The organism is Lactobacillus delbrueckii subsp. bulgaricus, from assembly GCF_046938665.1.
Taxonomy (GTDB): domain Bacteria; phylum Bacillota; class Bacilli; order Lactobacillales; family Lactobacillaceae; genus Lactobacillus; species Lactobacillus delbrueckii_C.
The window spans coordinates 141,644-164,687 of sequence record NZ_JBKZCD010000001.1; the positions used below are offsets into that span (position 1 = coordinate 141,644).

Sequence of the window (23,044 nt, forward strand, 5' to 3'; positions counted from 1 at the left end):
GCTAGTCCTCACCTTCATAAGTTTCCAGGCGGGCGTCGAATTCTTCTTCGGTTTCGCCCAGCCGCATGACGTGGATGTCTTCCGGGTCAAAGAAGATGCCGACTTCCTGGCCGATCTGGACCCCGTTAGTGGAATGGATCAGCCATTCAAAGCCGTCCTGGCCGATGGCCTTGATTTCAAAGTGGTCGCCCAGGAAAAGCTGGCTCTGCACCGTCACCAGGAGCTTGCCAGCAGCGGGAGCCGTAATATCCAAATCTTCTGGCCGCAAAACGACTTCGACTTTTTCCCCCGGGGTGATCCCGGCGTCGGCACATTCAAAGTCCTTGCCGGCAAATTCCACGGCAAAGTCCCGGATCATCCGGCCGGACAAAATGTTGGAGTCCCCGATAAAGCGGGCAACAAAGTCGTTGACCGGCTCATCGTAAATGTCTACCGGTGACCCGCTCTGCTGGATCTCCCCGTCGTTTAAGACAAAAATCTCGTCACTCATGGCCAGGGCTTCTTCCTGGTCGTGGGTGACAAAAATAAAGGTGATGCCCAGCTTCTTCTGGATGGCCCGGAGTTCAAACTGCATTTCTTTTCTAAGGCGCTTGTCCAAAGCTGACAGGCATTCATCCAAAAGCAGCACCTTAGGTTCATTGATGATCGCCCGGGCGATCGCCACCCGCTGCTGCTGGCCCCCGGAGAGTTCGGAAATTTCCCGGTTGGCGTAGCCGTCCAGGCGGACAGTGTGGAGGGCCTCCTTGACCTTTTCCCGGATTTCGCTTTCCGGCCGCCGGCGCAGTTTCAAGGCAAAAGCAACATTTTCATAGACATTCAAATGCGGAAAAAGAGCATAATTCTGAAAAACCGTATTGATATGTCGTTTTGAGGCGTCAAGATTGGTGATGTCCTGGCCGTCAAAATAAACCTTGCCAGCTGACGCTTCCGTAAAGCCGGCAATGATCCGCAAAATCGTTGTTTTACCCGAGCCTGATGGCCCCAGCAAAGAGTAGAACTTGCCGGACTCAAGCTCAAGGTTGATGTCCTTCAAGGCTACAAAGCCATCATCATACTGCTTGGTGATGTGATCTAACTTAATAATTTCCATTTGCTGTTCCCATTTTTCTTTTTCTCTTAATCCTAAGCCATTATTCTTCGCCAATTATGCGGACTTCCGTCTGCAAAGCAATCCCATCCTTTTCCTTGATCGTCTTTTGGATATAGTGGATCAAATTGAGGTAGTCGGTTGCCGTGGCCCCGCCCTTGTTGACAATAAAGCCAGCGTGCTTGGTTGATACCTGGGCCCCGCCGATCTGCTTGCCCTGCAGGCCGGCCTGGATAATCATCGGGCCGACAAAGTGGCCGGTCGGCCGCTTGAAGACTGAACCGCAGGACGGGTATTCCAGGGGCTGCTTGTAGCTTCTGAGCGCATTCAAGTAATTCATCTGGTCCAAAACAGTTGCCTTGTCACCTGCTTTTAAGGCAAAAGTTGCCGCGATAACGATCTCGTCATTTTCCTGCAAAAGGGAATGCCGGTAGGAAAAATGCAGCTCAGCGTTCGTGTAGGTCTTGACCTCACCGTCTCTGGTGACGACCGTGGCGCTTTCCAGGCAGTCTTTGGTTTCACCGCCGTAAGCCCCGGCGTTCATGAAGACCGCCCCGCCGACTGAGCCGGGGATGCCCGCGGCAAATTCCAGGCCGGACAGGCCGGCTTCCCCAGCAGCGAAAGAGGTATCGATGATTCTGGCCCCGGCTTGGGCGTGGACCTTGTCAGCTTCGACCTTAATCTCTTTCATTTCCGTTAAAATGATCACCAGGCCCTTGATCCCCTTGTCGCGGATAATCAAGTTGGACGCGTTGCCGATCACCGTAATTGGCAATTGCTCCTCCTTGGCCGCGGCCAAGAGTTCTTTCAATTCTGCCAAAGTCTTGGGGAAAGCCAGGTATTCTGCCGGTCCCCCGGTTTGGGTAAAAGTATAGCGGCTCAAAGGAATGTTTTCTTGCAAATCAAGTCCTTGCGCTTTTAAGTCATACAGCTTCAATTAAAATTGCCTCCTCTAAATCTTCCTTTTGATATTTTACCGCATTCACGCTGTGTTATACTAGCTTGGACCAAGTTTGCTTGGCTTAATTTGACTTACACGCAAACGGAGGCTTTTGCTTATGATGAATTTCGTCGCCATGGACTTTGAAACTGCCAACCAGCACCCGGCCAGCGCCTGCTCTTTGGCCTTGGTTTTAGTGCGGGAGAGCAAGATTATCGACCGCTTTTACACGGTCATCAACCCCCAGATGGCTTTTGACGCCCAGCAGGTCAAGGTCCACGACATTACGGCTGAAGACGTGGCGGGAGCCCCGACCATGGCCGAGGTCTGGCCCAAGATCCAGCCCCTTTTTCAGCCGGGGATGCTGGTGGCAGCCCACAATGCCCGCTTTGACTGCAATGTAATGAAGCAGTCCCTGGCCCGCTACGGGATTGCCGAGCCCCACTACCTGGTTTTAGACAGCCTCAAGGTCAGCCGGGAATTGGAGCCGGGCCTGGATAACTACCAGCTCAACACTGTCTCTGACCTTTTGGGCGTGGAGCTTTGGCACCACCACAATGCCTTAAGCGACAGCGAAGCCTGCGCCGGTATCCTCTTAAAAGAAGAGGAGAAACGGGGCAGCGAGCTTTTGAAAAAATTTGTCTACCAAGTCTAGGCAAAAAATGGATCAGCAGCAAGCTGATCCATTTTTCTTTTGTTTTTACTTTTACTTCTGCTTTTATTTTTGCTTTACTGCTTTTCCTGGTAGAGGCGGCAGGCGTTCTCTGCCCAGGCAGCCGCTCTTTGCCCGTGCGGGACGAGTTCAAGCAGGCGCTTGGTTGAATCCCAGGAATCGTCCACCCGGGTCAAAACCAGCTCTAAAAAGTCGCTGGGCAAGTCGGCCTGGATCACCTGGGGCCATTCAATGATGACCACGCCTTCTTCAGCCAGGTAGTCATTTAAGTCGATTGAAGCCAGGTCATCGCCTTCCAGTCGGTAAAAGTCCATGTGAAAAAGGGGCAGCTTCCCTTCCCGGTATTCCCGGACCAGGGTAAAGGTCGGACTCTTGACTGGCCGCTTTATCCCCAGAGCCCGGCCGAAGCCCTGGGTCAGCGTGGTCTTGCCGGCCCCCAGGTCCCCTTTTAAGAGCAAAAGGTCGTGGGGCTGAGCGCTTTGGGCCAGGGCGGCGCCAAAGGCCTGCATGTCAGCAGCGGAATTGATTGCTAATTCTGTCATCACTTTCTTTTTTAACCTTCCATAACGGCTTGAGCTGCCGTCAAAATCCCGATCTTGTAGACGTCATCAGCGCTGCAGCCCCGGGAGAGGTCGTTGACCGGCTTGGCAATCCCCTGCAAAACCGGCCCGATGGCCGTAAAGTTGCCCAGGCGCTGGGTAATCTTATAGGCAATGTTGCCTGACTGCAGTTCCGGGAAGATAAAGACATTAGCCCGGCCGCCAACGGCTGAATCAGGTGCCTTAAGTTCAGCAACTGCCGGCACGAAGGCCGCGTCAAACTGCAAATCGCCGTCCGCCGGGATGTCCGGGTACTTTTCCTTGAACATTTTGGCCGCTTGGGCCACCTTGTCTACCTGCGGGCCCTTGGCTGAGCCGTGGGTTGAGAAGCTGAGGAAGGCCACCTTGGGGTCAATCCCGATCATCTTGGCCGTAGCAGCTGACTGGGCCGCGAATTCAACCAGCTGGTCGCTGGTCGGGTCGATGGAAATCGCGCAGTCAGCAAAGACATACTTTTCTTCCCCTCTTTCCATGATGAAGGAACCGGAAATCCGGTGCATCCCCGGCTTGGTCTTCAAAATGAAGAGGGCTGGCCGGACCGTGTCGGCCGTTGAGTGAGCCGCCCCGGACACCATCCCGTCGGCCTGGCCGGTGTAAACCAGCATGGTCCCGTAGAAGTTAGCGTCGCGCAAGGCAGCTTCCGCTTCTTCCATGGTCTGGAAGTGCTTGCCCCCGGCCATCCGTTCATGGAACTTTTCCACCATCTCGCCAAAGTCCGGGCTGTTTTGGTAGTCCACGATTTCGATCCCGGTCATGTCCAAGCCGGCTTTTTCCGCCAAAGCCAGGACCTGGTCCTTTTGCCCCAGGACGATCGGTTCAACCAAGTCATCTTGCTTTAAGCGGCTGACCGCCGTCAGGATCCGCGGGTCCTCCCCTTCCGGGAAAACGATCCGCTGCTTGTCTTTTTGCTTAATCAATTGCTTTAATTGTTCAAAAACTTCCATCAATAATCTCCTCAAAAAATCATGCTTCCGGGTCAGGCGGCAATTGCCAGTCAACCGGGGCCAGGCCAAACTCCTTTAAGGCCGCGTTGCATCTTGAAAAGGGCCGGGAGCCAAAGAAGCCACGGTTGGCCGAAAAAGGACTCGGGTGGGCTGACTTGATAATGACATTCTTGTCCTGGTCGATCAGGGGTATCTTATTTTGGGCAAAGCGGCCCCACAGGATAAAGACAACCCGCCCCCGCTCGCTCAAGGCCTTAATCGCGGCGTCTGTCACCATTTCCCAGCCCTTGCCCTGGTGGCCGTTAGCCTGGCCGTATGGCACGGTCAAAACGGCATTGAGCAAGAGAACGCCCTGGTCGGCCCAGCGTTTAAGGTAGCCGTGGTTGACCGGCTGGGCCCCAACATCGTCATAGAGCTCCTTATAGATATTGCGCAAGGACGGTGGCAGGGGCGTGCCCGGCATGACAGAAAAACTCATGCCGTTAGCCTGGCCGGGATTGTGGTAGGGGTCCTGGCCCAAAATGACAACCTTGGTGTCTTTAAAAGGGGTCAGCTTGAAGGCCGTAAAGATATGGTACATGTCCGGGTAGATCTGCCTGGTCTGGTATTCTTTTTTCAAAAAATCATGCAACGTGTGATATTCATCACTTTCAAAAACCGGGGCAAGCACCTGGTCCCAATCATTTCCAATAAAATGTTTCATCTGTAATTCACCTTAGTCAATCTTACCATGATTGCCCCTTGATTTAAAGAAACTAGTGAAATAATTCACGACAACTTTTTTCAAATAAAGAAACGCTTTGCAGTAATCAAACTTCCTCCTTTATGTTATTATGAAATCGATAACAACAAGGAGGAAATAACATGATTAAACTGATCGCCTGTGACTTGGACGGGACCCTGCTGAACTCTTCTATGGAAATTTCTGACGCCAATGTTCAAGCCATTAAACGCGCCCAAGAAAACGGCATCGAATTCATGGTGGCCAGCGGCCGGGCACCCCATGAATCCCAGCCAATGCTTAAAGAATACGGGATCGACTGCGGCTTTATCAACTTAAACGGGGGCCTGGTCTTTGACACGGCCGGCAACTTGATCGTCAAGAATCCCTTGAAGCTGGAAACGGCCAAGAAGATCTGCCGCCTGCTTAAGAAGGAAGGCTTTTACTTCGAACTGGTTACCAGCAACCACGTCTACTCAGAAGACTTGAGCCAGCGAATTACCAACGTGGCCCACTTAATGGTGGAACTGAATCCAATGCTGACCTTCAAGGAGGCTGTTTTGGTTTCAGCCAGCAAGCCGGCCATCGTCAGCATCCAGCAGGTGCCAAGCTACGAAGACTTGATGGACGAACCAGGTACGGAAGTAATGAAGATTTTAGTCTTTGACTCCCGGGGTCAATACGCCTTCACCGATGTCATCAAGAAAATCGAAGAGATCGACAAGCTGTCCATCACTTCCAGCGCGGCCGACAACATCGAAATCAACGCCGCCGGCGCCCAAAAGGGCCAGTCCCTGCTGGACTACGCGGCGGCCAAGGGCATCCAGCGTGAAGAAATCGCGGCCATCGGCGACAACCTGAACGATGAAAGCATGATCCAGGCTGCCGGCACCGGCGTAGCCATGGGCAATGCCGTTCCCCAGATCAAGACGATTGCCAGCTTCGTCACCAAGAGCAACAATGAGGACGGGGTAGCCTGGGCTATCGACAAGATCATTGCCGACAATCAAAAAGAGCAGGACCAATGATTTACACCCTCTACCTGACCCAGGAAGGCCGCACGGGCCAGATTCCAATCACCGATGAGGAGGGCAAGCCCTTTGGCTCCATCCGCGGCCGGCTGGACAATCCCAACCACACCCTTTACCTGCTGGACACCAGCGGCAATGAAATCGGCCGCCTGTTCAGCGATGGCACCGGCTTGATCGCTTCTTACACCCTGGATGTGGTTCACCACTCCCTGGTCCACGTCAAGAAGGTCAACAGCCCCCAGACCAACTTGTTCTACATTACCCGGCTCAATTACTGGGTCAATGGCAGCATCAAGCAGGGCAGCTATTCCTTCCGGGACGGTTTTAAGAAGGTGGCTTCCGTTGACACCGTGGTAGCCGACAAGGGGGTGACCTTGACCTGCCAGATCAGCCGGGAGGAAGATACCCCCTTTATTCTGCTGATCGCGGTCCTTTTCACCCAGTGGCACGTCACCCCGCTCAACCTGCCGGACCTTTTTCCAAATCTCAACCGGCGGCCGACCAGCACGGCCAGCTTCTTTAAACTTCTTTTACCATATGGTCGTAAACGCGGTCGCCAATAGTCATTGAATTAGTCGTTTTGAAACCCTTGCGCAAGTATAATTGCTGTGCGCGAGGGTTTTCTAGATCCACGTTTAAACTGACCTTCTTGTAGCCGTGCTTCTTGGCCAGTTTCGGGGCCAGTTCCATTAAGCGGCTGGCAATCCCCTTCCCCCAGTCCCGCGGAGAGACAGCTAAGGCATCGATATACCATTCCCCCTTCTGGGCTTCCTTGTCGGTAAAGATATCGGTGGTCATTGGCAGGCCGACCTTGGCCATTTCCTTTCTGAGTACCACGTCAATAATGCCCTGGGCCTTGTCCGGGTACATGCAGATCATCCCCCGGACCCGGTCGTTTTCGTCAGTCTCGACCCAGATCCGGTTGTAGGAATAACGGTAGTTTTCCGAGATGAAACCCAGCCGCATCAAGTCGTAGAACTGGCTCTCCGGCAGGCGGTTGATGGTATCCATGTCCATCTCGTCAAAAATCTGGTTCAAAATCGGGTAAACCGCTTCAAAGTCACTTTTTCTTGCCTTACGGATCATTTATCCTTCTTTCTCCTTTTCCTTATTATTTTTCTATATAAATTGTTTTCCTACAATTCATGTTACTATAGTCAGGAGAAAAATGACAATTAAGCGCCCTTTCCGGGCAAACAAAAAGTTCCTAACAGTTAATCTACTCACGTACTTAACCGTTAGGAACTTCTTCTATCTTCAATTGTCGACTGCATTTTATGGTGGTCTCAGTCCTTTCCCGAGCCTAATTTAGTGATGCTCTGCGAATTTAAGCTAAACTTTCTGGTGGAGTATCCTCCTTGAATATTAACTCTTTTCTTTTGTTTACACTTATATAATACCACCTTTGTAAGCGTTGTCAACTGATAGACTGAGATTTTTTAGAAAAAAGTTTTAAAAGCAAGAATACCAAACAAAGAAAAAACGCTCCCGAAGGAGCGTTTTTTGATATGACAGTCAAAAATTAGTCTTGGTAGTTTACCAAAGCCAGGTATGAGTCTGGTACCAATGATGCACCACCAACCAAGCCACCGTCGATGTTTGGCTTAGCCATCAATTCCTTGACGTTGGCTGGCTTTACTGAACCGCCGTATTGGATGCGGACGTTTTCAGCAGTTTCTTCGTTGTACAAGTCCTTAACAGTTTCCCGGATAGTCTTGCACATTTCTTCAGCTTGGTCGCTTGAAGCAGTCTTGCCAGTGCCGATCGCCCAGATTGGTTCGTAAGCGATCACCAGCTTGGAAACTTGTTCACTAGTCAAGCCTTCCAGGCCAGCCTTGATTTGGCTGACAACCCATTCGTTTTCCTTGCCGGCTTCCCGGGTTTCCAATGATTCACCGCAGCAAAGGATTGGAGTCAAGCCGTTGGCAAAGATAGCCTTGGCCTTCTTGTTGATGTCTTCGTCAGTTTCGTGGAAGTAGTCACGGCGTTCTGAGTGGCCGATGATGACGTATTGCACGCCCATTTCCTTCAAAACTGCTGGAGAAGTTTCACCAGTGAAGGCACCGGAGTTTTCCCAGTAGCAGTTTTCTGCACCGACGTGCAGGTTTGAGCCTTCGGCAGCCTTCAGCAAGGCGTCCAAGTCAACTGCTGGTGCACAAATCACTGATTCAACCTTTGATGGGTCTGGCAATTGGTCCTTAACAGCGTTTACGAACTCAACAGTTTCCTTTGGGTTCATGTTCAGCTTCCAGTTACCAGCAATAATTGGGGTACGTGACATTTGAAAAATCCTCCTACTAAACTACTTGTCTGAAACGCAAGCGATACCTGGCAATTCCTTACCTTCAAGGTATTCAAGAGATGCGCCACCACCAGTTGAGATGTGAGTCAACTTAGGAGCGATCCCCAATTGCTTAGCAGCAGCAGTTGAGTCACCACCGCCGACAATAGTAGTAGCGTCTGGCAAGTCGGCCAAAGCACGGCCAACTTCCAAAGTACCCTTGGCGAAGTTTGGCATTTCGAAGACGCCCATTGGCCCGTTCCAAACAACAGTCTTGGCACCTTCAAGAGTCTTCTTGAAGAGTTCAACAGTCTTAGGACCGATGTCCAAGCCCATTTCGTTGTCTGGGATATCTTGGCCAACAACTTCTGAAGCAGCATCGTTGTTGAATTCAGTTGCGGCTACGTTGTCGATTGGCAGAACCAGCTTGTCGCCAGCCTTTTCCAACAATTCCTTGGCAAATTCAACCTTGTCATCTTCAACCAGGGACTTGCCGATGCTGTGACCTTGAGCCTTAAGGAAGGTGTAAGCCATACCACCACCGATAATGATGTGGTCAGCCTTTGGAATCAAGTTGGTGATAACGCCGATCTTGTCAGAAACCTTAGCCCCGCCAAGAATAGTTACGAATGGGTGAACTGGGTTAGCAACAGCGTTGCCCAGGAACTTGATTTCCTTTTCAAGCAGGAAACCAGCAGCTGCTGGCTTGCCGGCAGCCTTCATGGCCGTAGCGATACCAACGTTTGAAGCGTGGCTTCTGTGAGCAGTACCGAAGGCGTCGTTTACGAAAACGTCACCCAATGATGCCCAGTATTCGCCCAGCTTAGGGTCGTTCTTTGATTCACGCTTGCCGAAGTCGTTGTCGATGTCTTGGAAACGGGTGTTTTCCAAAACAACTACGTCGCCGTCCTTCATGTTGTTGATGGCGTCTTCAACTTCCTTGCCTTCGTTTGAAGGTACGAAAGTTACAGGCTTTTCAAGCAATTCGCCCAAACGCTTGGCAACTGGAGCCAGGCTCAAGCTCTTCTTGTCTTCATCGCTCTTGATCCGGCCAAGGTGGGAAAGCAAGATAGCCTTGCCGCCGTTTTCGATGATGTACTTGATAGTTGGCAAAGCAGCCACGATACGGTTGTCGTCGCCGATAACGCCGTCCTTAATCGGCACGTTGAAGTCAACGCGAACCAAAACCTTCTTGTCCTTAACGTCTACGTCAGAAACAATCAATTTAGCCATTGAAAAAATCTCCTATATTCATCGAAAAAAGGCGGAAGGAAGAAATTTCCCTCCGCCTTCTTTCACACTACTAATTCAATTTAGAGAACTTTAAATTAAAGAGTAGCAAAGTGCAACAAAGTACGAACCATTTGGCAAGTGAATGAGTATTCGTTGTCGTACCAAGCAACAGTCTTAACAAGTTGCTTGTCGCCTGCAGTGATAACTTGGGTTTGAGTTGGGTCGAAGATTGAACCAGCAGTCATGCCCAATACGTCAGTAGAAACGATTTGGTCTGCGTTGTAAGCAAATGATGGGCTTTCGTACTTCTTCATAGCTGCGTTAACTTCTTCAGCAGTTACCTTCTTGTCCAAGATAGTAACAAGTTCAGTTTCTGAACCGTCCTTAACTGGGACACGTTGTGCGTGACCATCAAGCTTGCCGTTCAATTCTGGCAATACCAGGCCGATGGCCTTAGCAGCACCAGTTGAGTGAGGAATGATGTTTTCAGCAGCGGCACGGGCGTTGCGGAAGTTGTTGCCTCTGTCAGGACCATCCAAAACCTTTTGAGTTGCAGTGTAAGCGTGGATAGTAGTCATAGTACCAACTTCGATACCGAATTCCTTGTTCAAAGCGTTAGCCATTGGAGCAAGTGAGTTGGTAGTGCATGAACCAGCTGAAACGATAGTGTCGTCAGCAGTCAAAGTGTCTTGGTTTACTGAGTAAACGATAGTCTTCAAGTCGTTGCCGGCTGGAGCTGAGATCAAGACACGCTTTGCACCAGCGTCAAGGTGGGCTTGTGACTTAGCCTTGCTAGTGTAGAAACCAGTACATTCAAGAACGAAGTCAACGCCATCGTTCTTAACCCAAGGAATGTTTTGAGCTTGTGGTTCAGCGTATACGCGGTACTTCTTGCCGTCTACAACCAGTGAGTCTTCAGTAGCTGAAACTTCGTGGTCGAAAGTGCCGTGAGTTGAGTCATACTTCAACAGGTGAGCCAACATAGCTGGAGTAGTCAAGTCGTTGATAGCAACAACTTCGATGTCCTTGGTTTCTTCACCCAAGTCCATGATACGACGGAATGCCAAACGACCAATACGGCCAAAACCGTTAATACCAATCTTAACTGTCATATTCGAAAAGTCCTCCTTAAGAACTATAAACAACATTTTATTTTAAGCGGGATGACCCGTTTAAAATCTGATTTGCGGCTGCCTCATCAGTAATCAGCCAGGTTTGATGAGGAGCGTTGCGCATATAGGCCTTGATGGCCTTGGCCTTTCTCGTGCCAAGGGCAATTGCCAGAATATGCGGGACATTCGTTAAGTTCTCGAACTGCAATCCAACCTGTCTGATGCGTTCGACAACGTGGCCTTCTTCATCGAAGAAACATCCAAAACATTCGGTGACGGCCTTGTTCTCCCGCAGACGTGCCAGGGCAACTGAATCGTAGCCCCGCCTCCTGGCCATTTCACTGGCCAGGCCAATGCCGTGAATCACGACATCGCTTTGGGAGATATCCTGCAGCACCCCGCTGATTTCCGGATCCCGGACCAAAGACCGGTAAGCGTCCTTGGAAACATGTTCCGGTAAAAAGAGGGATTCATAGCTGCCGCCGGTCGCCCGGGCCATTTCTTGAACGACCGCGTTGCTTTCCGTGTTGACCCGGCCGCCCAATGCCCCTCTGCCAGGGACGAAGATCAAGCTCCGGTTCTCACTCAAGCTGCGGTTCAGCTTCTTGGCCACTTTGGCGATCGTCTTGCCGCCCATAACGGTGACAATGCAGTCTGCCAGGGGCAAGAGCAGATTCAAGGCTGAATTCAGCTCTTCGCCAGCCAGGTCATAAACCCGGCTCTGCAGGTCCGCGTCGCCAGCTACGATAATTGTCCGATCTATTCCTAAAGCCTGGGCCAACCATACTTCTGCTTGGCTGGCATTAAAAAGTCGATCAACAATTGGTGCTGCATCTTTTACAACACTCTCTCCTTTTTCAGTTAAGAACATCCCGAAATTCTTGATTTCGATCAGACCCTGGTCACGCAAGTAATCAGTTTCGGTCCGGATGTTCCGCTCGCTCAGCCCCAGCTGCCTGGCCACCGTCCGGCGGCCGATCGGAGCATGCAGGCTGATCTGTTCAAGGATGAGATATCTTTGTCGAAAGATCTTTAAAGCATCGGGAACAAGCAGTTCGAGCAGGGATAAATCCGTGTTCAAAGTAACCATCCTTCTAGTGGGACGCTTCCCGACCACACTGTTGTCGTTCCCTGTCCCACATTGCTTAAAAATATAAGAGAAACAAGACTTCGCTTCAATCTCCATTTCTCTCTCGACACTCTTAGTATAACAGAATTCGCTCCGTATGCAAGTTTTTTTCTGACCCAGCCCGGGCGAAAAGCCTGTTTTATAACTTTCTTAGCCTTTTTCGCAGATACTTTACAAGTTTTTACAATTTTTTTGCTTTAACCCCTTCCCATTCTCTGAATCTCTGCTATAATTAATAACTGTGATTGGGACCCTTAGTGTAATGGATCGCACGCAAGATTCCGGTTCTTGAAATCTGGGTTCGACTCCCAGGGGGTCCATCATATGAAAACCGCTGCTTTTCAGCAGCGGTTTTCTTTTTGTCTTTTTTCGTTTTATTTTTCTGTCTGTTTTGCCTCTTCTTTATCAGTCAAACAAGGCAGCTAAGTCCTGCAGGGTCAAGTCCTGCTTGGCCTGGCCCTGGTAGTCGTGGCTGATTTGACCATGGTCTAAAACCAAAAGGCGGTTGCCATACTTTAAAGCGTCTTCCATATGGTGGGTGATCATCACCGCGGTGATCTTCTTGGCCCGGATCTGTTCATCGGTTGCCTCCATCAGCTTGCGGCTGGATCTGGGGTCAAGCGCCGCGGTATGCTCGTCTAAAAGCAGAAGCTCCGGCTTATTATAGGTAGCCATGACGAAGCTCAGGGCCTGCCGCTGGCCGCCTGAGAGCTGGTCGACCGGCAGGTCCAGCTTGCCGGCCAGGTCGGGGTTGACCTTCTCCAGGGCTTCTTTGAAGGCCGGAATGTTTTCCTTCAGCCGGCGCAGCTTCAGCCCCCGCTTCTGCCCTCTTTTTGCGGCCAAAAGCAGATTCTCAGCCACCGTCATCCGGGGCGCCGTCCCCAGCTTGGGATCCTGGAAGACCCGGGCGATGTAGCTGCTGCGCTTGACCTCGCTTTCCTTGCTGATGTCTTTGCCGGCGTGGAGGATTTTTCCGCTGGTCGGCTGGATGGCCCCGGCCAAAACATTGAGCAGGGTGCTCTTGCCGGCCCCGTTGCCGCCCAGCAGGCAGATGAAGTCCCCTGGCTTGATCTTGAGGCTGAGCTTGCCCAGGATCTTGTTTTCCTCGCTTGTGCCGCGGCCTACGACCACTTCCAAATCGGTCAGTTCCAGTAAATTTTGACTAGTCATGCTTAATTCCTTTCATAAAAGTCTGCTTGAGGCGGAGTTTTTCTTCAACTTGCGGCAGCATCATGCAGGCGGCCAGAACCAGTGAAGAAATCAAATTCAAGTTGTTTGAAGACAGGCCCACCTGGAGAACTGCCAATAAGAGCAGGCGGTAGATAATGCTGCCCAGGCTGACCGCGAATAACCGGCTGGCCAGGCCAAGGTTTCTGAAGACAACCTCACTGATGATGATGGAGGCCAGGGCAATAACAATCGTCCCCATCCCCATGTTCACGTCGGCGTAGCCGTTGCTTTGGGCGACCGCCGCCCCGCAGAGGCCAACCAGACCGTTGGAAATCATGAGGCCTGCCACCGTCATCTGCTGGGGGCTGATCCCCTGAGACTTGGCCATCTGCGGGTTGTCACCCGTGGCAATAAAGGCCTGGCCAAAGTCGGTTGACAAGAACCAGATCAAGGCGCAGGTGACCAGAACCATCAAGATGGTGCCGGCAACGACGCTGTCAAAGTACTGGGGCAGTTTTTGCAAAAAGGCCAGGGAGTAGATGGTCTTTTTGCCTAAAAGGGAGACATTAGACTTGCCCATAACCATCAAGTCGATAGAGTAGATCCCGGTCATGGTCAAAATCCCGGCTAAAAGGCTGGGAATCTTGCCCTTGGTGATCAAAAGGGCCGTGACCAGGCCGGCTAAAGCCCCCGCCCCAAAGGCGGCCAAAGTGGCTAAAAAGGGGTTGGTCCCTTGCACGATCAGGCTGACGGAAACGGCCGCGCCTAAAGGGAAGGTCCCTTCCACGGTCATATCCGTCGTGTTCATGATTCTGAAGCTGAGAAAGAGGCCCAGGCCCAGGAGCCCCCATAAGAAGCCCTGGCCGATTGCCGATACGATCAAATTCATAAAAATCCTCCTTGTAAACTACTTGTAGATGGTGCCCTTGGACTTGGCTTCTTTCAAGAAGCTGGCCGGAACCTTGATGCCCAGCTTCTTAGCCTCCTTGAGGTTAAGATACGGGGTGCCGTGTTCAACATAACGGATGGCCATGTCGCCCGGCTTTTTGCCCTGCAAGATCTGGACGGTCATCTTGGCCCCGATCAAGCCCAGCTGGTACTGGTCCACGCTGTAGGTGGCCAGGCCCCCGTCTTTAACCATGGTCCCGGCGGCCGGGAAGACCGGCTTTTTAGCCGCGTTGGCGTTTTTGACCAGGGTCTGCATGGCCCCGGCAATCGTGTTGTCAGTCGGCACGATCACCGCGTCAACCTGGGTCAGCATTTGCTGGGAGACCTGGTTTAAGTCATTGCTGTTGGAAATGGAGTAGGCCTTGTAGTTGATCCCCATCTGCTTGCAGTAGCTGACGATCTGCTTGTAGCCAGACACGGCTGAGCTGTCGCTTGAGGTGTAGATGATCCCCAGGGTCTGCAGCTTGGGCAAAAAGCGCTGGATCAACTTGAGCTGCTGCTTGATCGGCGCCCGGTCGCTGACCCCGGTGATGTTGCCGCCGGGACGCTTGTTGTTTTTCACCAGGCCCGCCCCCTTGGGGTCAGTCACTGCCCCTAAGACAATCGGCTTCTTTTTGGTCGCGTTGGCCAGGGCCTGGGAAGACGGGGTGGTGATCCCGAAGAGGACCTGGTCCTGGCTGTTGACCAGCTTTTCCGCCATGGTCTTCAGATTGCTCTGGTCATTGTTGGCGTTTTGATAGTCGATCTTGACCTTGTAGCCCGACTTTGCCAGGCCGGCCTTGTAGCCCCGGTAGATTTCGTCCAAGGCCGGGTGGCGCATCAGGGTCAAGACCCCCACTCTGACTTCCTTGCTCTTTTGGGCCGCCGGCTTGATATTGATAAACAGGGCAGCTGCTAAAAAGAGATAGATTGCGGCAAAGGCCGCGAGCACCTTTTTCATTCTGTTACCTCGCAAATTAAAGCAAAAACTAAAGTACTGTAAATACAGAAAAAATAACAAACGAACCGAAAGCAAAATAAAAAGGAGGATCCGCCTGGATCCTCCTTTTCTGTCTCTAAAAGAAAAATCCGGATAGATTTATTTACTATCCGGACCCTGATCAACTTTCAGCAATTCAGACAGCGATTCAAGCCAAAACAGATTGAATCGCCCCGCGAAACAATCTCTACTTGAATTGCCAGCTTTCTTTTACCATTGCTTGAAAGTTCATCTTTTTTACCTCTCGGTTAACATTTAATTTATTTTTAACTAATCTTACTGGAAAGCCTTTCCTCTGTCAAGGCTATTTTTCAGCTTTTTACCAGCGGCCGGAAAGAATTTCCCCTCTTTGGGCCAATTGAGCGTAAAGCTGGCCGCCATCGCTGGCCAGGCCTTCGATTTCCCGGTTGGAGACATGCTTCCAGGTCTTTTGATAAGTCCCGTCAGTCTTTAACTTGAAGATCAAGTTGTTGAAGGCCAGGTACATGTTGCCGCCGCCCACGCTGAAGCCCTGGACCGGAGAATTGCCGGCCTGCTGCTTAACAAAGTGGCTCTGGGTTGCCGTTACCTGGCTGACCTGCCAGCGGTTGTTGACCAGGTTAAGACGCCAGAATTCATAACGGCCAAAGGCCGCGTTGTGGAAGACCCCGTACATGGTATTGTCGCCGGCAAAAGCGGCGTTGTGGAAGTAGCGGCCAGACGTGCCGACATCAACCCGGATGCTCCAGACCTTGTTAATAGTCAAGTCGCTCTTCTTCAGCTGCAGGATTTCTTCCGAGTAAAAACCGTTGCTTGCTCCGCCTGGCAGTTTGTTTTCGTTGGCCAGAACGTAGATGTACTTTGAACTTGCCCCCAGGGACTGGCCGTGGCCTAATCGCAGGTACGGGCTCACTTTGACATTTTGGGAGTAGCTCTTAAACTTGCCAAAACTCAGTTTCTTGTAAAGGTAGCTGCGCGGTGACAGGTACTGGGCCTGGTACTTGTTCAGCTTCTTCATGTTGAAGGCCACGATGTTGCCCTTAAGCTGGTCGCTGGCGGCAGCTGACCGGTACCAGCTGCTGTAAGCCCAGCCGCCATTTACGGCCAAGCCTTCCATAACGGGGCCGACCTGCTGCCAGTCATTGGTCTCCAGGCTCAAGTTGCGAGGTTCCCAAAGCTGGGTGGCCAAGGTCAAGCCGCCACTGGTCCAGCGGTTGCTGCTGGTCTCTGTGCCGTAGCGGTGGGCGGCGTTCCAGTTCTTGGAGCTGCCGGAGTGCTTTCTCGTGCTGGCCACTTCCTTAGGGCCCTTCTTGGCAGAAATTGCCGGCTTAAGGCCCCGGTTCGGGTTGGCCATCTTCACCAATTTAACGGTCGTCTTGGCCTTGCCATAAGTAAAAGTCAGCTTGTCCCCGGACAGACTGGCCTTAACCGCGCCATTAGCCGGGTCCACCATGGTCCCGTGAGCGTCGGTTACATAGCTGATGGCGTCCTTATAGTTAAAGCGGTTGTCATCTTTGACCAGGTAAATCTGCTTGGCCGCGGAAATCTTGTTTCTGGCAAACCACTTTTCACTAACCCAGCCTAAAGGGCGGCCATTGGCATAAATGTAGTCGTAGGTCCCCTTCTTGGTCTTCTTGCTGGCCGTTGACTGGATCTTGCTGTACTTAAAGTACTTAGTGGTCGTCACTTTCTTGCTAGCGCCCTTCTTAGTTACTTTGGCATAGATCCCCATGTTTTTTGTCCCCGGCATCTTGCTGACCGTGGCCGCCTGGGCCGTTTGGGCCTGGCCAATAAAGGCCGCCGCTAGCAACAGAGAGCAGAGCAGTTTCTTATCCATTTCTTTTTTCCTCTTTCTACATAAATTAGATTCTTTCCAGCTAAAAAAGCCTTTTTACACAAGGAAATTATAGCACCAGTTTATTTTTTTAAAAAGAGTGCGCCAAGTTTGACAGACCCGGCCAGGAGTGTTTTAATTAGCACTGTATCCAAATGAGTGCTAATCCAATCACTAGGAGGAAAATTATGTTAGTACCTACAGTTATTGAACAAACGGCCCGCGGCGAACGCGCTTATGACATTTACTCCCGCTTGCTGAAGGACCGGATCATCATGCTGAGCGGTGAAGTTAACGACCAAATGGCCAACTCCATCATTGCCCAGCTGCTTTTCCTTGACGCGCAAGACAATACTAAAGACATTTACATGTACATCAACTCACCAGGCGGCGTGATCACTTCCGGCATGGCTATCGTGGACACCATGAACTTCATCAAGTCACCAGTTTCCACCATTGCCACCGGTATGGCAGCTTCCATGGCCTCAATCATTTTGGCTGAAGGCGAAAAGGGCAAGCGTTTTGCCCTGCCGCACGCTACTGTCCTCATCCACCAGCCTTTGGGCGGGGCACAAGGGCAAGCCACGGAAATCCAGATTGCCGCTGAAGAAATCCTGAAGACCAGAAAGATGATCAATGAAATCTTGGCCAAGGACTCCGGCCAGGACATCGAAACCATCAAGCGCGACACTGAACGCGACCACTACATGACCGCTCAGGAAGCCAAGGACTACGGCTTGATTGACGACATCATGGTCAACCAAAACAAGTAATCCGCTTATCGGAAAAAGAAAATCCAGACGACTGAAATAGCCGTCTGGATTTTTTCTTGTCTTATTATTTATTAGCGGAGATTTTCCGCGATCTCATGCAATTTCTTCAAGCGGTGGTTGACCCCGGACTTGGAAATCGGCCCGTCGGGAACCTGCTCAGCCAGTTCCTTGAGGGAAAGTTCCGGGTGCTGCAGGCGGAAGCGGGCCAGGCTGGCCAGCTTCTCCGGCAAAGACTCCAGGCCCTGCTTTTGGTCAATCAATTCAATGTCTTCCACCTGCTTGGCGGCCGCGCTGGCCGTCTTGCGGAGGTTGGCCGTGTCGCAGTTGACCAGGCGGTTGACGGAATTGCGCATGTCCCGCATGATTCGCAGGTCCTCAAAGGCCAGCATGGCATTGACCGCCCCGACCACATGGAGGAAGTCGCCGATTTTTTCCGCTTCTTTCAAGTAGACGATGCTGCCGCTTCTGCGGGCCGTCACCTTGGCATTGAGGTCAAAGTACTTGTTCATGATCTCCTGCAAGTCCTGGCAGTGGTTGGCATAAGTGCAGTAGATTTCCAGGTGGTAGCGGCTGGTTTCCGGATTGTTGACGCTGCCGCTGGCCAAAAAGGCCCCCCGCAGGTAGGACATTGACCGCTGCTCGGAATGCTTGATCTTGTCCGGCACCCCGGTGATGAAGCCTTTTTCCGGGGAATAGATCTCTAAATCCGCCATAATCTCGCTGACCATCTGGGCCACTCTGACCAGGTACTGGTGGTTCTTCTTCAGCTTCATCTTCCGGGTCACGATCAGCTGGGGCTCAAAGCCGTAGGCCGTCTTGATCAGGGAAAAAATCCGCCGGGCAATGGCCGGGTTTTCCGTCACGATGTCCAGGCTCATCTGCCCGTCATGCCGGCTCAAAACCGCGTTCATCCGCAAAAAGGCCGCCAGTTCCGCCTTAGCGTGCTCGGGATGAACCTCGATTGAAGTCAGTTCTTTTTTTACCTCACTGGCATAACTCGCCATTAACTTCCTACTTTCTCTTAAACATTTCCTGCAGGGCCAGGTCAATGATTTCCCTGGCCACCTTGTCGCCATCATGGAAGACCAGGCCGCTTCTCTGGTCGATAAAGTCGTCCGTAATCACCCGGCAGTTCTGTTCCTGCAGGCCGGCAAAGTCGTTGGCGACCGGCTTTAAATACTCATCATAGTCTTCCGGATGGAACTTGGTCATGTCGATCTGGGCCCCGTTGACCAGGGCGGTGTCGATATAATTGCCGCCCAGGTGCTGGTTGATGACCCGGACGTGGTCGGCATCGCTTAAGCCCACCGTTTCCCCGGCCTGGGTCATGATGTTGCAGACGTAAACCACTTCAGCCTTGGTCTCCCGGACTGCCTGGCCAACATTCGGGATCATCAAGTTAGGCAGAATCGAGGTAAACAAGGACCCCGGCCCCAGGACAATAGCATCGGCTTGCATAATGGCCTCGATCACCGGACTGGGAGCTGCCGGCTCACCGTCATCAGCTGTTACCCAGACCCGCTTGATCTGCTTGTGCTGGCTGGTAATTTCCACTTCCCCGCTGCTCTGGCTGCCGTCCATGAATTCCGCGTTCAAGGTCAAAGGTTCGTTAGCCGAAGGATAAATGTGACCATCGACCTCCATCATGTCTGATAAGGTCTGGACAGCGTCAAAAATATTCCCCTGCATCTCGCTTAAGGCCGCGATGATCAAGTTGCCGATGGCGTGGCCGGAGAAAAAGGAGTCCTTTGATTCAAAGCGGTACTGGAAGATCTGCTTTTTTTCTTGCGAGAGGTCGCTCAAGGAAACCAAGACATTGCGGATGTCACCCGGGGGAACGACGTTGATGTAGTTGCGGATGATCCCGGATGAACCACCGTCGTCAGAGACGGTCACGATCGCCGTAATCTCCGCGTCCTGCTTTTTCAAGGCCTGCAAAATAACCGGCAGGCCGGTCCCCCCGCCAATGACGACCACCCGGGGCCGGCGGCGCTTGATGATGCGGATGATCTTGTTTTCGCCAATTGACATGCTGAATTCCTACTTTCTGAGATAACGGCTGATTTCCCGGTGGGTAATGTCAACCGGATATTTTTCAGACAAGTCGCGCGCCAGCTGCTGGGCAATCGAGACGCTGCGGTGCTGACCGCCCGTGCAGCCGATGGCGATTGTCAGTTTTTCCTTGCCTTCGTCAATGTAGCCGGGAATTGCTGTCAGCAAGAGGTCCAGCAGCTTGTCGTAGAAGACCTTGGTTTCATCCTTGTCCATGACATAGTTGAAGACCCGCTTGTCCAGCCCCGTGAAAGGACGCAGTTCCGGAATGTAGAAGGGATTAGGCAAAAAGCGGACGTCCATGACGATGTCGGCGTCAATCGGCATTCCGTACTTAAAGCCAAAGGACATGACCTCAATCCCAAATTTTGGCTTGTGGAGTTCCCCGAATTTGCTCTGCAGCTTCTGCTTCAATTCCTTCGTCGTCATCTTGGAGGTGTCCAAAATGTAATTAGACCGGTTTCTCACCGGAGTCAAAAGGCGGCGTTCATCCCGGATCCCGTCTAAAAGGCGGCCGTTTTCCGCTAAAGGCGGCAAGCGGCGGGTTTCCTTGTAGCGGGCCACGAGGGTGTCGTCAGAAGCTTCCAAAAAGACAATCGTGGCCTGGGTCTGGCCGCTGTCTTCCAGGGAGTTGATTTCGTCGATCAGGTCCTTGTAAAAGGACTTGACTCTGAGGTCAATCACCACGGCAACTTTTTCAAAGTCTTCCGAAGTGTTCATCAAGTCCCAGAAATTGCCCAGCAATTCCGGGGGCAGGTTGTCAACCACGAAGTAGCCAATGTCTTCTAATGAGTGGGCGGCGACCGTCTTGCCGGCCCCGCTCATCCCCGTCAAAATCAACAGCTGTTTCTTGTATTTTTCATGCATGATTCCGTATTGCTCCCATAAAACGTTAAACTCTATCATACCGGGCGTGCCGCGTCTTGGCAATCATTTCGTCCTAGCTGCATTCCTATTCTCTACTATTTTTATAAAAAATCCCCTAAGCCGTAGACCCTTCTCCCTTGAAAACCGGTCAAGGTCTCTGCGTGGACCAGGGCACTCAAGACCGCTTCTTCGATTGTCTCCGCCCCGGCTTCAAAGACCGGGTCCAGCTGGCTGTCCGGCAAAAAGCTAAAGCTTTCCGCTTCTTTGGCGAAATGGCTGACCCTTTGCGCCGTGGAAAAAGCCAGGGCAATGTCGCCAGAACCATCGCCGATATACGACCCGGTTCTGGCTAAGCCAACCGCGCTCCGGCGGGCCAGGCGGCCTAGTTGCCGGCTGGAGAGGGGCAGGTCGGTGGCGATCACCATCACGATTGACCCCTGGTCTTTTTGATAGCGGGCATAAAGCTGGTTATTTTCTACTTTCGCCCGGGCCAAAACGGCGGCTTTTAATTCCTGGCCCAAAAGGCGGCCGCCGGCCCGCAACTTGCCAAAAGCCCCAAAGTTGGCGCAGACCAGGCTGGCCACGTGATATTTTTTCCCAGCCAGGTCCAAAAGCCGTGAAGCTGACCCGATGCCGCCCTTAAAACCTAAACAGCGCATCCCGGTTCCGGCACCGACATTACCTTCCAGCAGGGGCGGATTACCCTCAGCTAAAGCTAAAGCCGTCAGAGCATCGCTCTCTTTAACCGGCAGAGACCTGATATCGTTCAAATCCCCATCGTTACACTCCATCACGACCGGATTGACCGTCCCGGTTGTCAGGCCGATCTCCGGGTTCCGGTCCAGCATGTAGCGGGTCAAGGCCGTCCAGCAGGTCCCCACGGCCAGAGTATTGGTCATGAGAATCGGAGTCTCCAAAGTGCCCAGCTCACTCACTTGAACCAGGCCGGTCGTTTTACCGAAGCCGTTGATCACCTGGCCGCTGGCCAGCATTTTTTGCTTAAAAATATTATCCCCGGGCAAGATTGCCGTGACACCGGTATTAACCCCGCCCTTTCGCAGGGTCACCTGGCCCACCTTGACCCCCGGAACATCGGTTATGTCGTTTTTCTCTCCGGTTTGATAAGCCCGGGGCAAAAACAGTTCTCCTTTTAAGCCCATCTTCCACCTCAGATTTCCGTCATGAACATTTTCGCCGTCAAGAGTTCCATAATACTCTTGGCCCGGTAAGAAACGACCCGCTCGCCGGCTCGTTCAGCTCCTGGGTAAAAAGAAGCGGCTCTGGCCCGGCCTGCTGAAGAAAAGCAGAATTCCAGCAGGTATTCGTCAGCTAAAAGCGGCAGACCGCCGGGCCCCGCCAAGGCTTCCTTGATCCCGGTCGCGATGCCCGCTTCAACTTCCTGGGGACTCATATTGACGGTCGCGCTGCCTACCCCTTTTTTAGTGGCGTAAGTCACGATTCCCGGGCAAAAGTCCTCAGCCCGCCGGCAGATACCGGCATCCCCGGCCAGGAAAAGTGAGGGTACCCCATACTGGGCCGCGCAGAGGCTGTTGAAGGTAAATTCCGAGGCCAATTCCCCGTTCAGCTTGACCCAGGAATACCAGCCATGTTCCACCGTATGGTCCAAGGGCGTTTCGCTGGAGCCGGCCGGAGAGTGGCTGCCGATATGGATGGCCCCGGCATAGTCGGCGGAAATTCCCGCCATCATTTCTTCTGGGGAAGAGTCCCAGCCCTGGATCAGTTCCGTGCCCGCCGGCAACAGGGCCGGATCCAGGTTGATCCCATCCTCATGCCCGTCTTTGACGGTCACCTGGTAGCCGGCCTGCTGGCAGGCCTTGACCGCGGCCACGGTTTCCCGGGTCATCTCTTTTAAAGCCAGGTCATAGCCCTTCTGGCCATAATGGGTCTGCTCCCAGCTGGTAACGCCGGCGCAGCCCTCCATGTCGCAGGAAATATAAATCTTTTTTTCCATTTTCCCTTGCCTCCCTGCTTTTTCCTTACACTTTTTTACTGCTTACTTTCATTTTACCATTAAAAAAACTGCCAACACTTAAACAATCTGTTAAGTATCGGCAGTTTAAAATGCTTAACGGTGCATAAAGGCCAAAGCAATCTCATTGATCCCGAAGACCATCAGGTAGATCGCGATCAAGTAGACCGTGCTCATCCCCGCGATAACCGGTCTGAACAGAAGCATGACCCCGACAACCAGGCCCAGGATGTTCAAGAGCAGGTTGAAGAAGAAATACCAGCCGGTCTCAAAGAAACGCAGGTGCCAGGCAAAGACGATCCCGATCACCGAGTCGACGATGAACCAGATGGCCACCACGATCGCGATCGTGTATGCCCCGACCTTGTTATTCCACAGGAAGAAGATCCCGATCAAAATGTCAAAGATCCCCGATAAAAGGGTCGTCCAAGACGGACCAAAGATACCGTGAAAGCCGGCATACATGGAAATCCAAGCGATCCCCTGCATGATCGACAAGACAGCCAGAATAATAACCAGGCCCCGCAAGCCCTTGCCAGGGTTGGCAAAGAGAAAAATGCTCAAAACGACGGAGATGACCCCAGCGATGAAGACGCCCCAGTCAAAGCCGCGTTTTTCGTTGTAGCCGGAATCAAACATAAAAATCATCCTTTCACACTAAAGTAAAAATTCTGACAATTATTTGGCTTCCGCTTTCATTTT

Annotated in this window: 24 protein-coding genes and 1 tRNA gene; 5 read left to right on the top strand and 20 right to left on the bottom strand. The window is 52.1% G+C overall.

Annotated features, from left to right (window positions below):
• Position 1: 1 nt before the first annotated feature.
• Together ACLUXO_RS00705 and murB are read right to left on the bottom strand one after the other, a co-directional pair.
• Positions 2-1,090 (bottom strand): ABC transporter ATP-binding protein, encoded by a 1,089-nt coding sequence (locus ACLUXO_RS00705; RefSeq protein WP_412135916.1) that lies wholly within the window; start codon positions 1,088-1,090, stop codon positions 2-4.
• 40 nt (positions 1,091-1,130) lie between these two features.
• On the bottom strand, positions 1,131-2,024 hold the full coding sequence (gene murB, locus ACLUXO_RS00710; RefSeq protein ID WP_412135917.1) for a UDP-N-acetylmuramate dehydrogenase: 894 nt from the start codon (positions 2,022-2,024) through the stop codon (positions 1,131-1,133).
• A gap of 124 nt (positions 2,025-2,148) precedes the next feature.
• Here murB and ACLUXO_RS00715 point away from each other — a divergent pair, with 124 nt between their 5' ends.
• Positions 2,149-2,682: a 3'-5' exonuclease gene (locus ACLUXO_RS00715; protein WP_002879997.1), complete on the top strand. Its 534-nt coding sequence runs from the start codon at positions 2,149-2,151 to the stop codon at positions 2,680-2,682.
• A 74-nt stretch (positions 2,683-2,756) separates the two neighbouring features.
• Here ACLUXO_RS00715 and tsaE read toward each other — a convergent pair whose 3' ends face one another.
• The 3 genes from tsaE to ACLUXO_RS00730 are packed head-to-tail and all read right to left on the bottom strand — an operon-like array spanning position 2,757 to position 4,946.
• Positions 2,757-3,242: a tRNA (adenosine(37)-N6)-threonylcarbamoyltransferase complex ATPase subunit type 1 TsaE gene (gene tsaE / locus ACLUXO_RS00720; protein ID WP_412135918.1), complete on the bottom strand. Its 486-nt coding sequence runs from the start codon at positions 3,240-3,242 to the stop codon at positions 2,757-2,759.
• An 11-nt stretch (positions 3,243-3,253) separates the two neighbouring features.
• Positions 3,254-4,243: a phosphate acetyltransferase gene (pta, locus tag ACLUXO_RS00725; protein WP_412135919.1), complete on the bottom strand. Its 990-nt coding sequence runs from the start codon at positions 4,241-4,243 to the stop codon at positions 3,254-3,256.
• Between the two features lie 19 nt (positions 4,244-4,262).
• Entirely contained in the window at positions 4,263-4,946 is a 684-nt protein-coding gene (locus ACLUXO_RS00730) for a uracil-DNA glycosylase (RefSeq protein ID WP_412135920.1), read from the bottom strand.
• Positions 4,947-5,107: 161 nt separating this feature from the next.
• On the opposite strand from ACLUXO_RS00730, the gene ACLUXO_RS00735 reads away from it, so the two are divergent.
• Together ACLUXO_RS00735 and ACLUXO_RS00740 are read left to right on the top strand one after the other, a co-directional pair.
• A complete protein-coding gene (locus ACLUXO_RS00735) occupies positions 5,108-5,992 on the top strand; it encodes a Cof-type HAD-IIB family hydrolase (RefSeq protein WP_412135921.1) in 885 nt (294 codons plus the stop codon).
• Positions 5,989-6,558, top strand: coding sequence for an LURP-one-related/scramblase family protein (locus ACLUXO_RS00740; RefSeq protein ID WP_412135922.1), 570 nt, complete (start codon positions 5,989-5,991; stop codon positions 6,556-6,558). Before ACLUXO_RS00735 ends, ACLUXO_RS00740 begins: the two co-directional genes overlap by 4 nt.
• Here the strand turns inward: ACLUXO_RS00740 and ACLUXO_RS00745 are convergent.
• From ACLUXO_RS00745 to ACLUXO_RS00765, 5 genes are all read right to left on the bottom strand, one after another.
• Complete coding sequence (locus ACLUXO_RS00745) at positions 6,515-7,081, bottom strand: GNAT family N-acetyltransferase (protein ID WP_013439260.1); 567 nt, start codon at positions 7,079-7,081, stop codon at positions 6,515-6,517. The genes ACLUXO_RS00740 and ACLUXO_RS00745 overlap by 44 nt on opposite strands.
• Before the next feature lie 436 nt (positions 7,082-7,517).
• Positions 7,518-8,276, bottom strand: coding sequence for a triose-phosphate isomerase (tpiA, locus tag ACLUXO_RS00750; protein ID WP_003618963.1), 759 nt, complete (start codon positions 8,274-8,276; stop codon positions 7,518-7,520).
• A 21-nt stretch (positions 8,277-8,297) separates the two neighbouring features.
• Positions 8,298-9,509, bottom strand: coding sequence for a phosphoglycerate kinase (locus ACLUXO_RS00755; RefSeq protein ID WP_412135923.1), 1,212 nt, complete (start codon positions 9,507-9,509; stop codon positions 8,298-8,300).
• Positions 9,510-9,604: 95 nt separating this feature from the next.
• On the bottom strand, positions 9,605-10,621 hold the full coding sequence (gene gap, locus ACLUXO_RS00760) for a type I glyceraldehyde-3-phosphate dehydrogenase (protein WP_201330120.1): 1,017 nt from the start codon (positions 10,619-10,621) through the stop codon (positions 9,605-9,607).
• A 37-nt stretch (positions 10,622-10,658) separates the two neighbouring features.
• A complete protein-coding gene (locus ACLUXO_RS00765) occupies positions 10,659-11,702 on the bottom strand; it encodes a sugar-binding domain-containing protein (RefSeq protein ID WP_013439259.1) in 1,044 nt (347 codons plus the stop codon).
• Positions 11,703-11,998: 296 nt separating this feature from the next.
• On the opposite strand from ACLUXO_RS00765, the gene ACLUXO_RS00770 reads away from it, so the two are divergent.
• A tRNA-Arg gene (locus ACLUXO_RS00770) sits at positions 11,999-12,070 on the top strand.
• An 85-nt stretch (positions 12,071-12,155) separates the two neighbouring features.
• On the opposite strand, the gene ACLUXO_RS00775 is transcribed toward ACLUXO_RS00770, so the two are convergent.
• From ACLUXO_RS00775 to ACLUXO_RS00790, 4 genes are all read right to left on the bottom strand, one after another.
• Positions 12,156-12,920, bottom strand: a complete 765-nt coding sequence (locus ACLUXO_RS00775; protein WP_003614741.1) for an ABC transporter ATP-binding protein — start codon at positions 12,918-12,920, stop codon at positions 12,156-12,158.
• Positions 12,913-13,809, bottom strand: coding sequence for an ABC transporter permease (locus tag ACLUXO_RS00780; protein WP_412135924.1), 897 nt, complete (start codon positions 13,807-13,809; stop codon positions 12,913-12,915). The genes ACLUXO_RS00775 and ACLUXO_RS00780 overlap by 8 nt, the downstream gene beginning before the upstream one ends.
• Before the next feature lie 18 nt (positions 13,810-13,827).
• Entirely contained in the window at positions 13,828-14,808 is a 981-nt protein-coding gene (trpX, locus tag ACLUXO_RS00785) for a tryptophan ABC transporter substrate-binding protein (protein WP_412135925.1), read from the bottom strand.
• A 358-nt stretch (positions 14,809-15,166) separates the two neighbouring features.
• On the bottom strand, positions 15,167-16,663 hold the full coding sequence (locus ACLUXO_RS00790) for an SH3-like domain-containing protein (RefSeq protein WP_412135926.1): 1,497 nt from the start codon (positions 16,661-16,663) through the stop codon (positions 15,167-15,169).
• 185 nt (positions 16,664-16,848) lie between these two features.
• Between ACLUXO_RS00790 and ACLUXO_RS00795 the strand changes: the two genes are divergently transcribed.
• Positions 16,849-17,433 (top strand): ATP-dependent Clp protease proteolytic subunit, encoded by a 585-nt coding sequence (locus ACLUXO_RS00795; protein WP_002879977.1) that lies wholly within the window; start codon positions 16,849-16,851, stop codon positions 17,431-17,433.
• 71 nt (positions 17,434-17,504) lie between these two features.
• Here ACLUXO_RS00795 and whiA read toward each other — a convergent pair whose 3' ends face one another.
• The 6 genes from whiA to ACLUXO_RS00825 all read right to left on the bottom strand — a co-directional run bounded on the left by whiA (position 17,505) and on the right by ACLUXO_RS00825 (position 22,981).
• Positions 17,505-18,437 carry a DNA-binding protein WhiA gene (whiA, locus tag ACLUXO_RS00800; RefSeq protein ID WP_270447526.1) on the bottom strand — a complete coding sequence of 311 codons (933 nt, stop codon included), beginning with the start codon at positions 18,435-18,437 and terminating at the stop codon, positions 17,505-17,507.
• 7 nt (positions 18,438-18,444) lie between these two features.
• Positions 18,445-19,464: a gluconeogenesis factor YvcK family protein gene (locus ACLUXO_RS00805; RefSeq protein ID WP_412135927.1), complete on the bottom strand. Its 1,020-nt coding sequence runs from the start codon at positions 19,462-19,464 to the stop codon at positions 18,445-18,447.
• A 9-nt stretch (positions 19,465-19,473) separates the two neighbouring features.
• Positions 19,474-20,352, bottom strand: coding sequence for an RNase adapter RapZ (rapZ, locus tag ACLUXO_RS00810; protein WP_412135928.1), 879 nt, complete (start codon positions 20,350-20,352; stop codon positions 19,474-19,476).
• Between the two features lie 101 nt (positions 20,353-20,453).
• Positions 20,454-21,512 carry a DmpA family aminopeptidase gene (locus tag ACLUXO_RS00815; RefSeq protein ID WP_412135929.1) on the bottom strand — a complete coding sequence of 353 codons (1,059 nt, stop codon included), beginning with the start codon at positions 21,510-21,512 and terminating at the stop codon, positions 20,454-20,456.
• 8 nt (positions 21,513-21,520) lie between these two features.
• Complete coding sequence (locus ACLUXO_RS00820; protein ID WP_412135930.1) at positions 21,521-22,324, bottom strand: M55 family metallopeptidase; 804 nt, start codon at positions 22,322-22,324, stop codon at positions 21,521-21,523.
• Between the two features lie 114 nt (positions 22,325-22,438).
• Positions 22,439-22,981 carry an HdeD family acid-resistance protein gene (locus ACLUXO_RS00825; RefSeq protein ID WP_412135931.1) on the bottom strand — a complete coding sequence of 181 codons (543 nt, stop codon included), beginning with the start codon at positions 22,979-22,981 and terminating at the stop codon, positions 22,439-22,441.
• Between the last annotated feature and the right edge of the window lie 63 nt (positions 22,982-23,044).

Excerpts from the sequence above, each read along its gene's own strand:
- ACLUXO_RS00740 (WP_412135922.1), top strand. The coding sequence starts at position 5,989 with ATGATTTACACCCTCTACCTGACCCAGGAAGGCCGCACGGGCCAGATT.
- tpiA (WP_003618963.1), bottom strand. The coding sequence starts at position 8,276 with ATGTCACGTACCCCAATTATTGCTGGTAACTGGAAGCTGAACATGAAC.
- whiA (WP_270447526.1), bottom strand. The coding sequence starts at position 18,437 with ATGGCGAGTTATGCCAGTGAGGTAAAAAAAGAACTGACTTCAATCGAG.
- ACLUXO_RS00755 (WP_412135923.1), bottom strand. The coding sequence starts at position 9,509 with ATGGCTAAATTGATTGTTTCTGACGTAGACGTTAAGGACAAGAAGGTT.
- tsaE (WP_412135918.1), bottom strand. The coding sequence starts at position 3,242 with ATGACAGAATTAGCAATCAATTCCGCTGCTGACATGCAGGCCTTTGGC.
- ACLUXO_RS00730 (WP_412135920.1), bottom strand. The coding sequence starts at position 4,946 with ATGAAACATTTTATTGGAAATGATTGGGACCAGGTGCTTGCCCCGGTT.
- ACLUXO_RS00745 (WP_013439260.1), bottom strand. The coding sequence starts at position 7,081 with ATGATCCGTAAGGCAAGAAAAAGTGACTTTGAAGCGGTTTACCCGATT.
- ACLUXO_RS00805 (WP_412135927.1), bottom strand. The coding sequence starts at position 19,464 with ATGTCAATTGGCGAAAACAAGATCATCCGCATCATCAAGCGCCGCCGG.
- gap (WP_201330120.1), bottom strand. The coding sequence starts at position 10,621 with ATGACAGTTAAGATTGGTATTAACGGTTTTGGCCGTATTGGTCGTTTG.
- ACLUXO_RS00795 (WP_002879977.1), top strand. The coding sequence starts at position 16,849 with ATGTTAGTACCTACAGTTATTGAACAAACGGCCCGCGGCGAACGCGCT.
- pta (WP_412135919.1), bottom strand. The coding sequence starts at position 4,243 with ATGGAAGTTTTTGAACAATTAAAGCAATTGATTAAGCAAAAAGACAAG.
- ACLUXO_RS00825 (WP_412135931.1), bottom strand. The coding sequence starts at position 22,981 with ATGTTTGATTCCGGCTACAACGAAAAACGCGGCTTTGACTGGGGCGTC.
- ACLUXO_RS00780 (WP_412135924.1), bottom strand. The coding sequence starts at position 13,809 with ATGAATTTGATCGTATCGGCAATCGGCCAGGGCTTCTTATGGGGGCTC.
- ACLUXO_RS00790 (WP_412135926.1), bottom strand. The coding sequence starts at position 16,663 with ATGGATAAGAAACTGCTCTGCTCTCTGTTGCTAGCGGCGGCCTTTATT.
- ACLUXO_RS00735 (WP_412135921.1), top strand. The coding sequence starts at position 5,108 with ATGATTAAACTGATCGCCTGTGACTTGGACGGGACCCTGCTGAACTCT.
- trpX (WP_412135925.1), bottom strand. The coding sequence starts at position 14,808 with ATGAAAAAGGTGCTCGCGGCCTTTGCCGCAATCTATCTCTTTTTAGCA.
- ACLUXO_RS00715 (WP_002879997.1), top strand. The coding sequence starts at position 2,149 with ATGAATTTCGTCGCCATGGACTTTGAAACTGCCAACCAGCACCCGGCC.
- ACLUXO_RS00820 (WP_412135930.1), bottom strand. The coding sequence starts at position 22,324 with ATGGAAAAAAAGATTTATATTTCCTGCGACATGGAGGGCTGCGCCGGC.
- ACLUXO_RS00815 (WP_412135929.1), bottom strand. The coding sequence starts at position 21,512 with ATGGGCTTAAAAGGAGAACTGTTTTTGCCCCGGGCTTATCAAACCGGA.
- rapZ (WP_412135928.1), bottom strand. The coding sequence starts at position 20,352 with ATGCATGAAAAATACAAGAAACAGCTGTTGATTTTGACGGGGATGAGC.
- ACLUXO_RS00775 (WP_003614741.1), bottom strand. The coding sequence starts at position 12,920 with ATGACTAGTCAAAATTTACTGGAACTGACCGATTTGGAAGTGGTCGTA.
- ACLUXO_RS00705 (WP_412135916.1), bottom strand. The coding sequence starts at position 1,090 with ATGGAAATTATTAAGTTAGATCACATCACCAAGCAGTATGATGATGGC.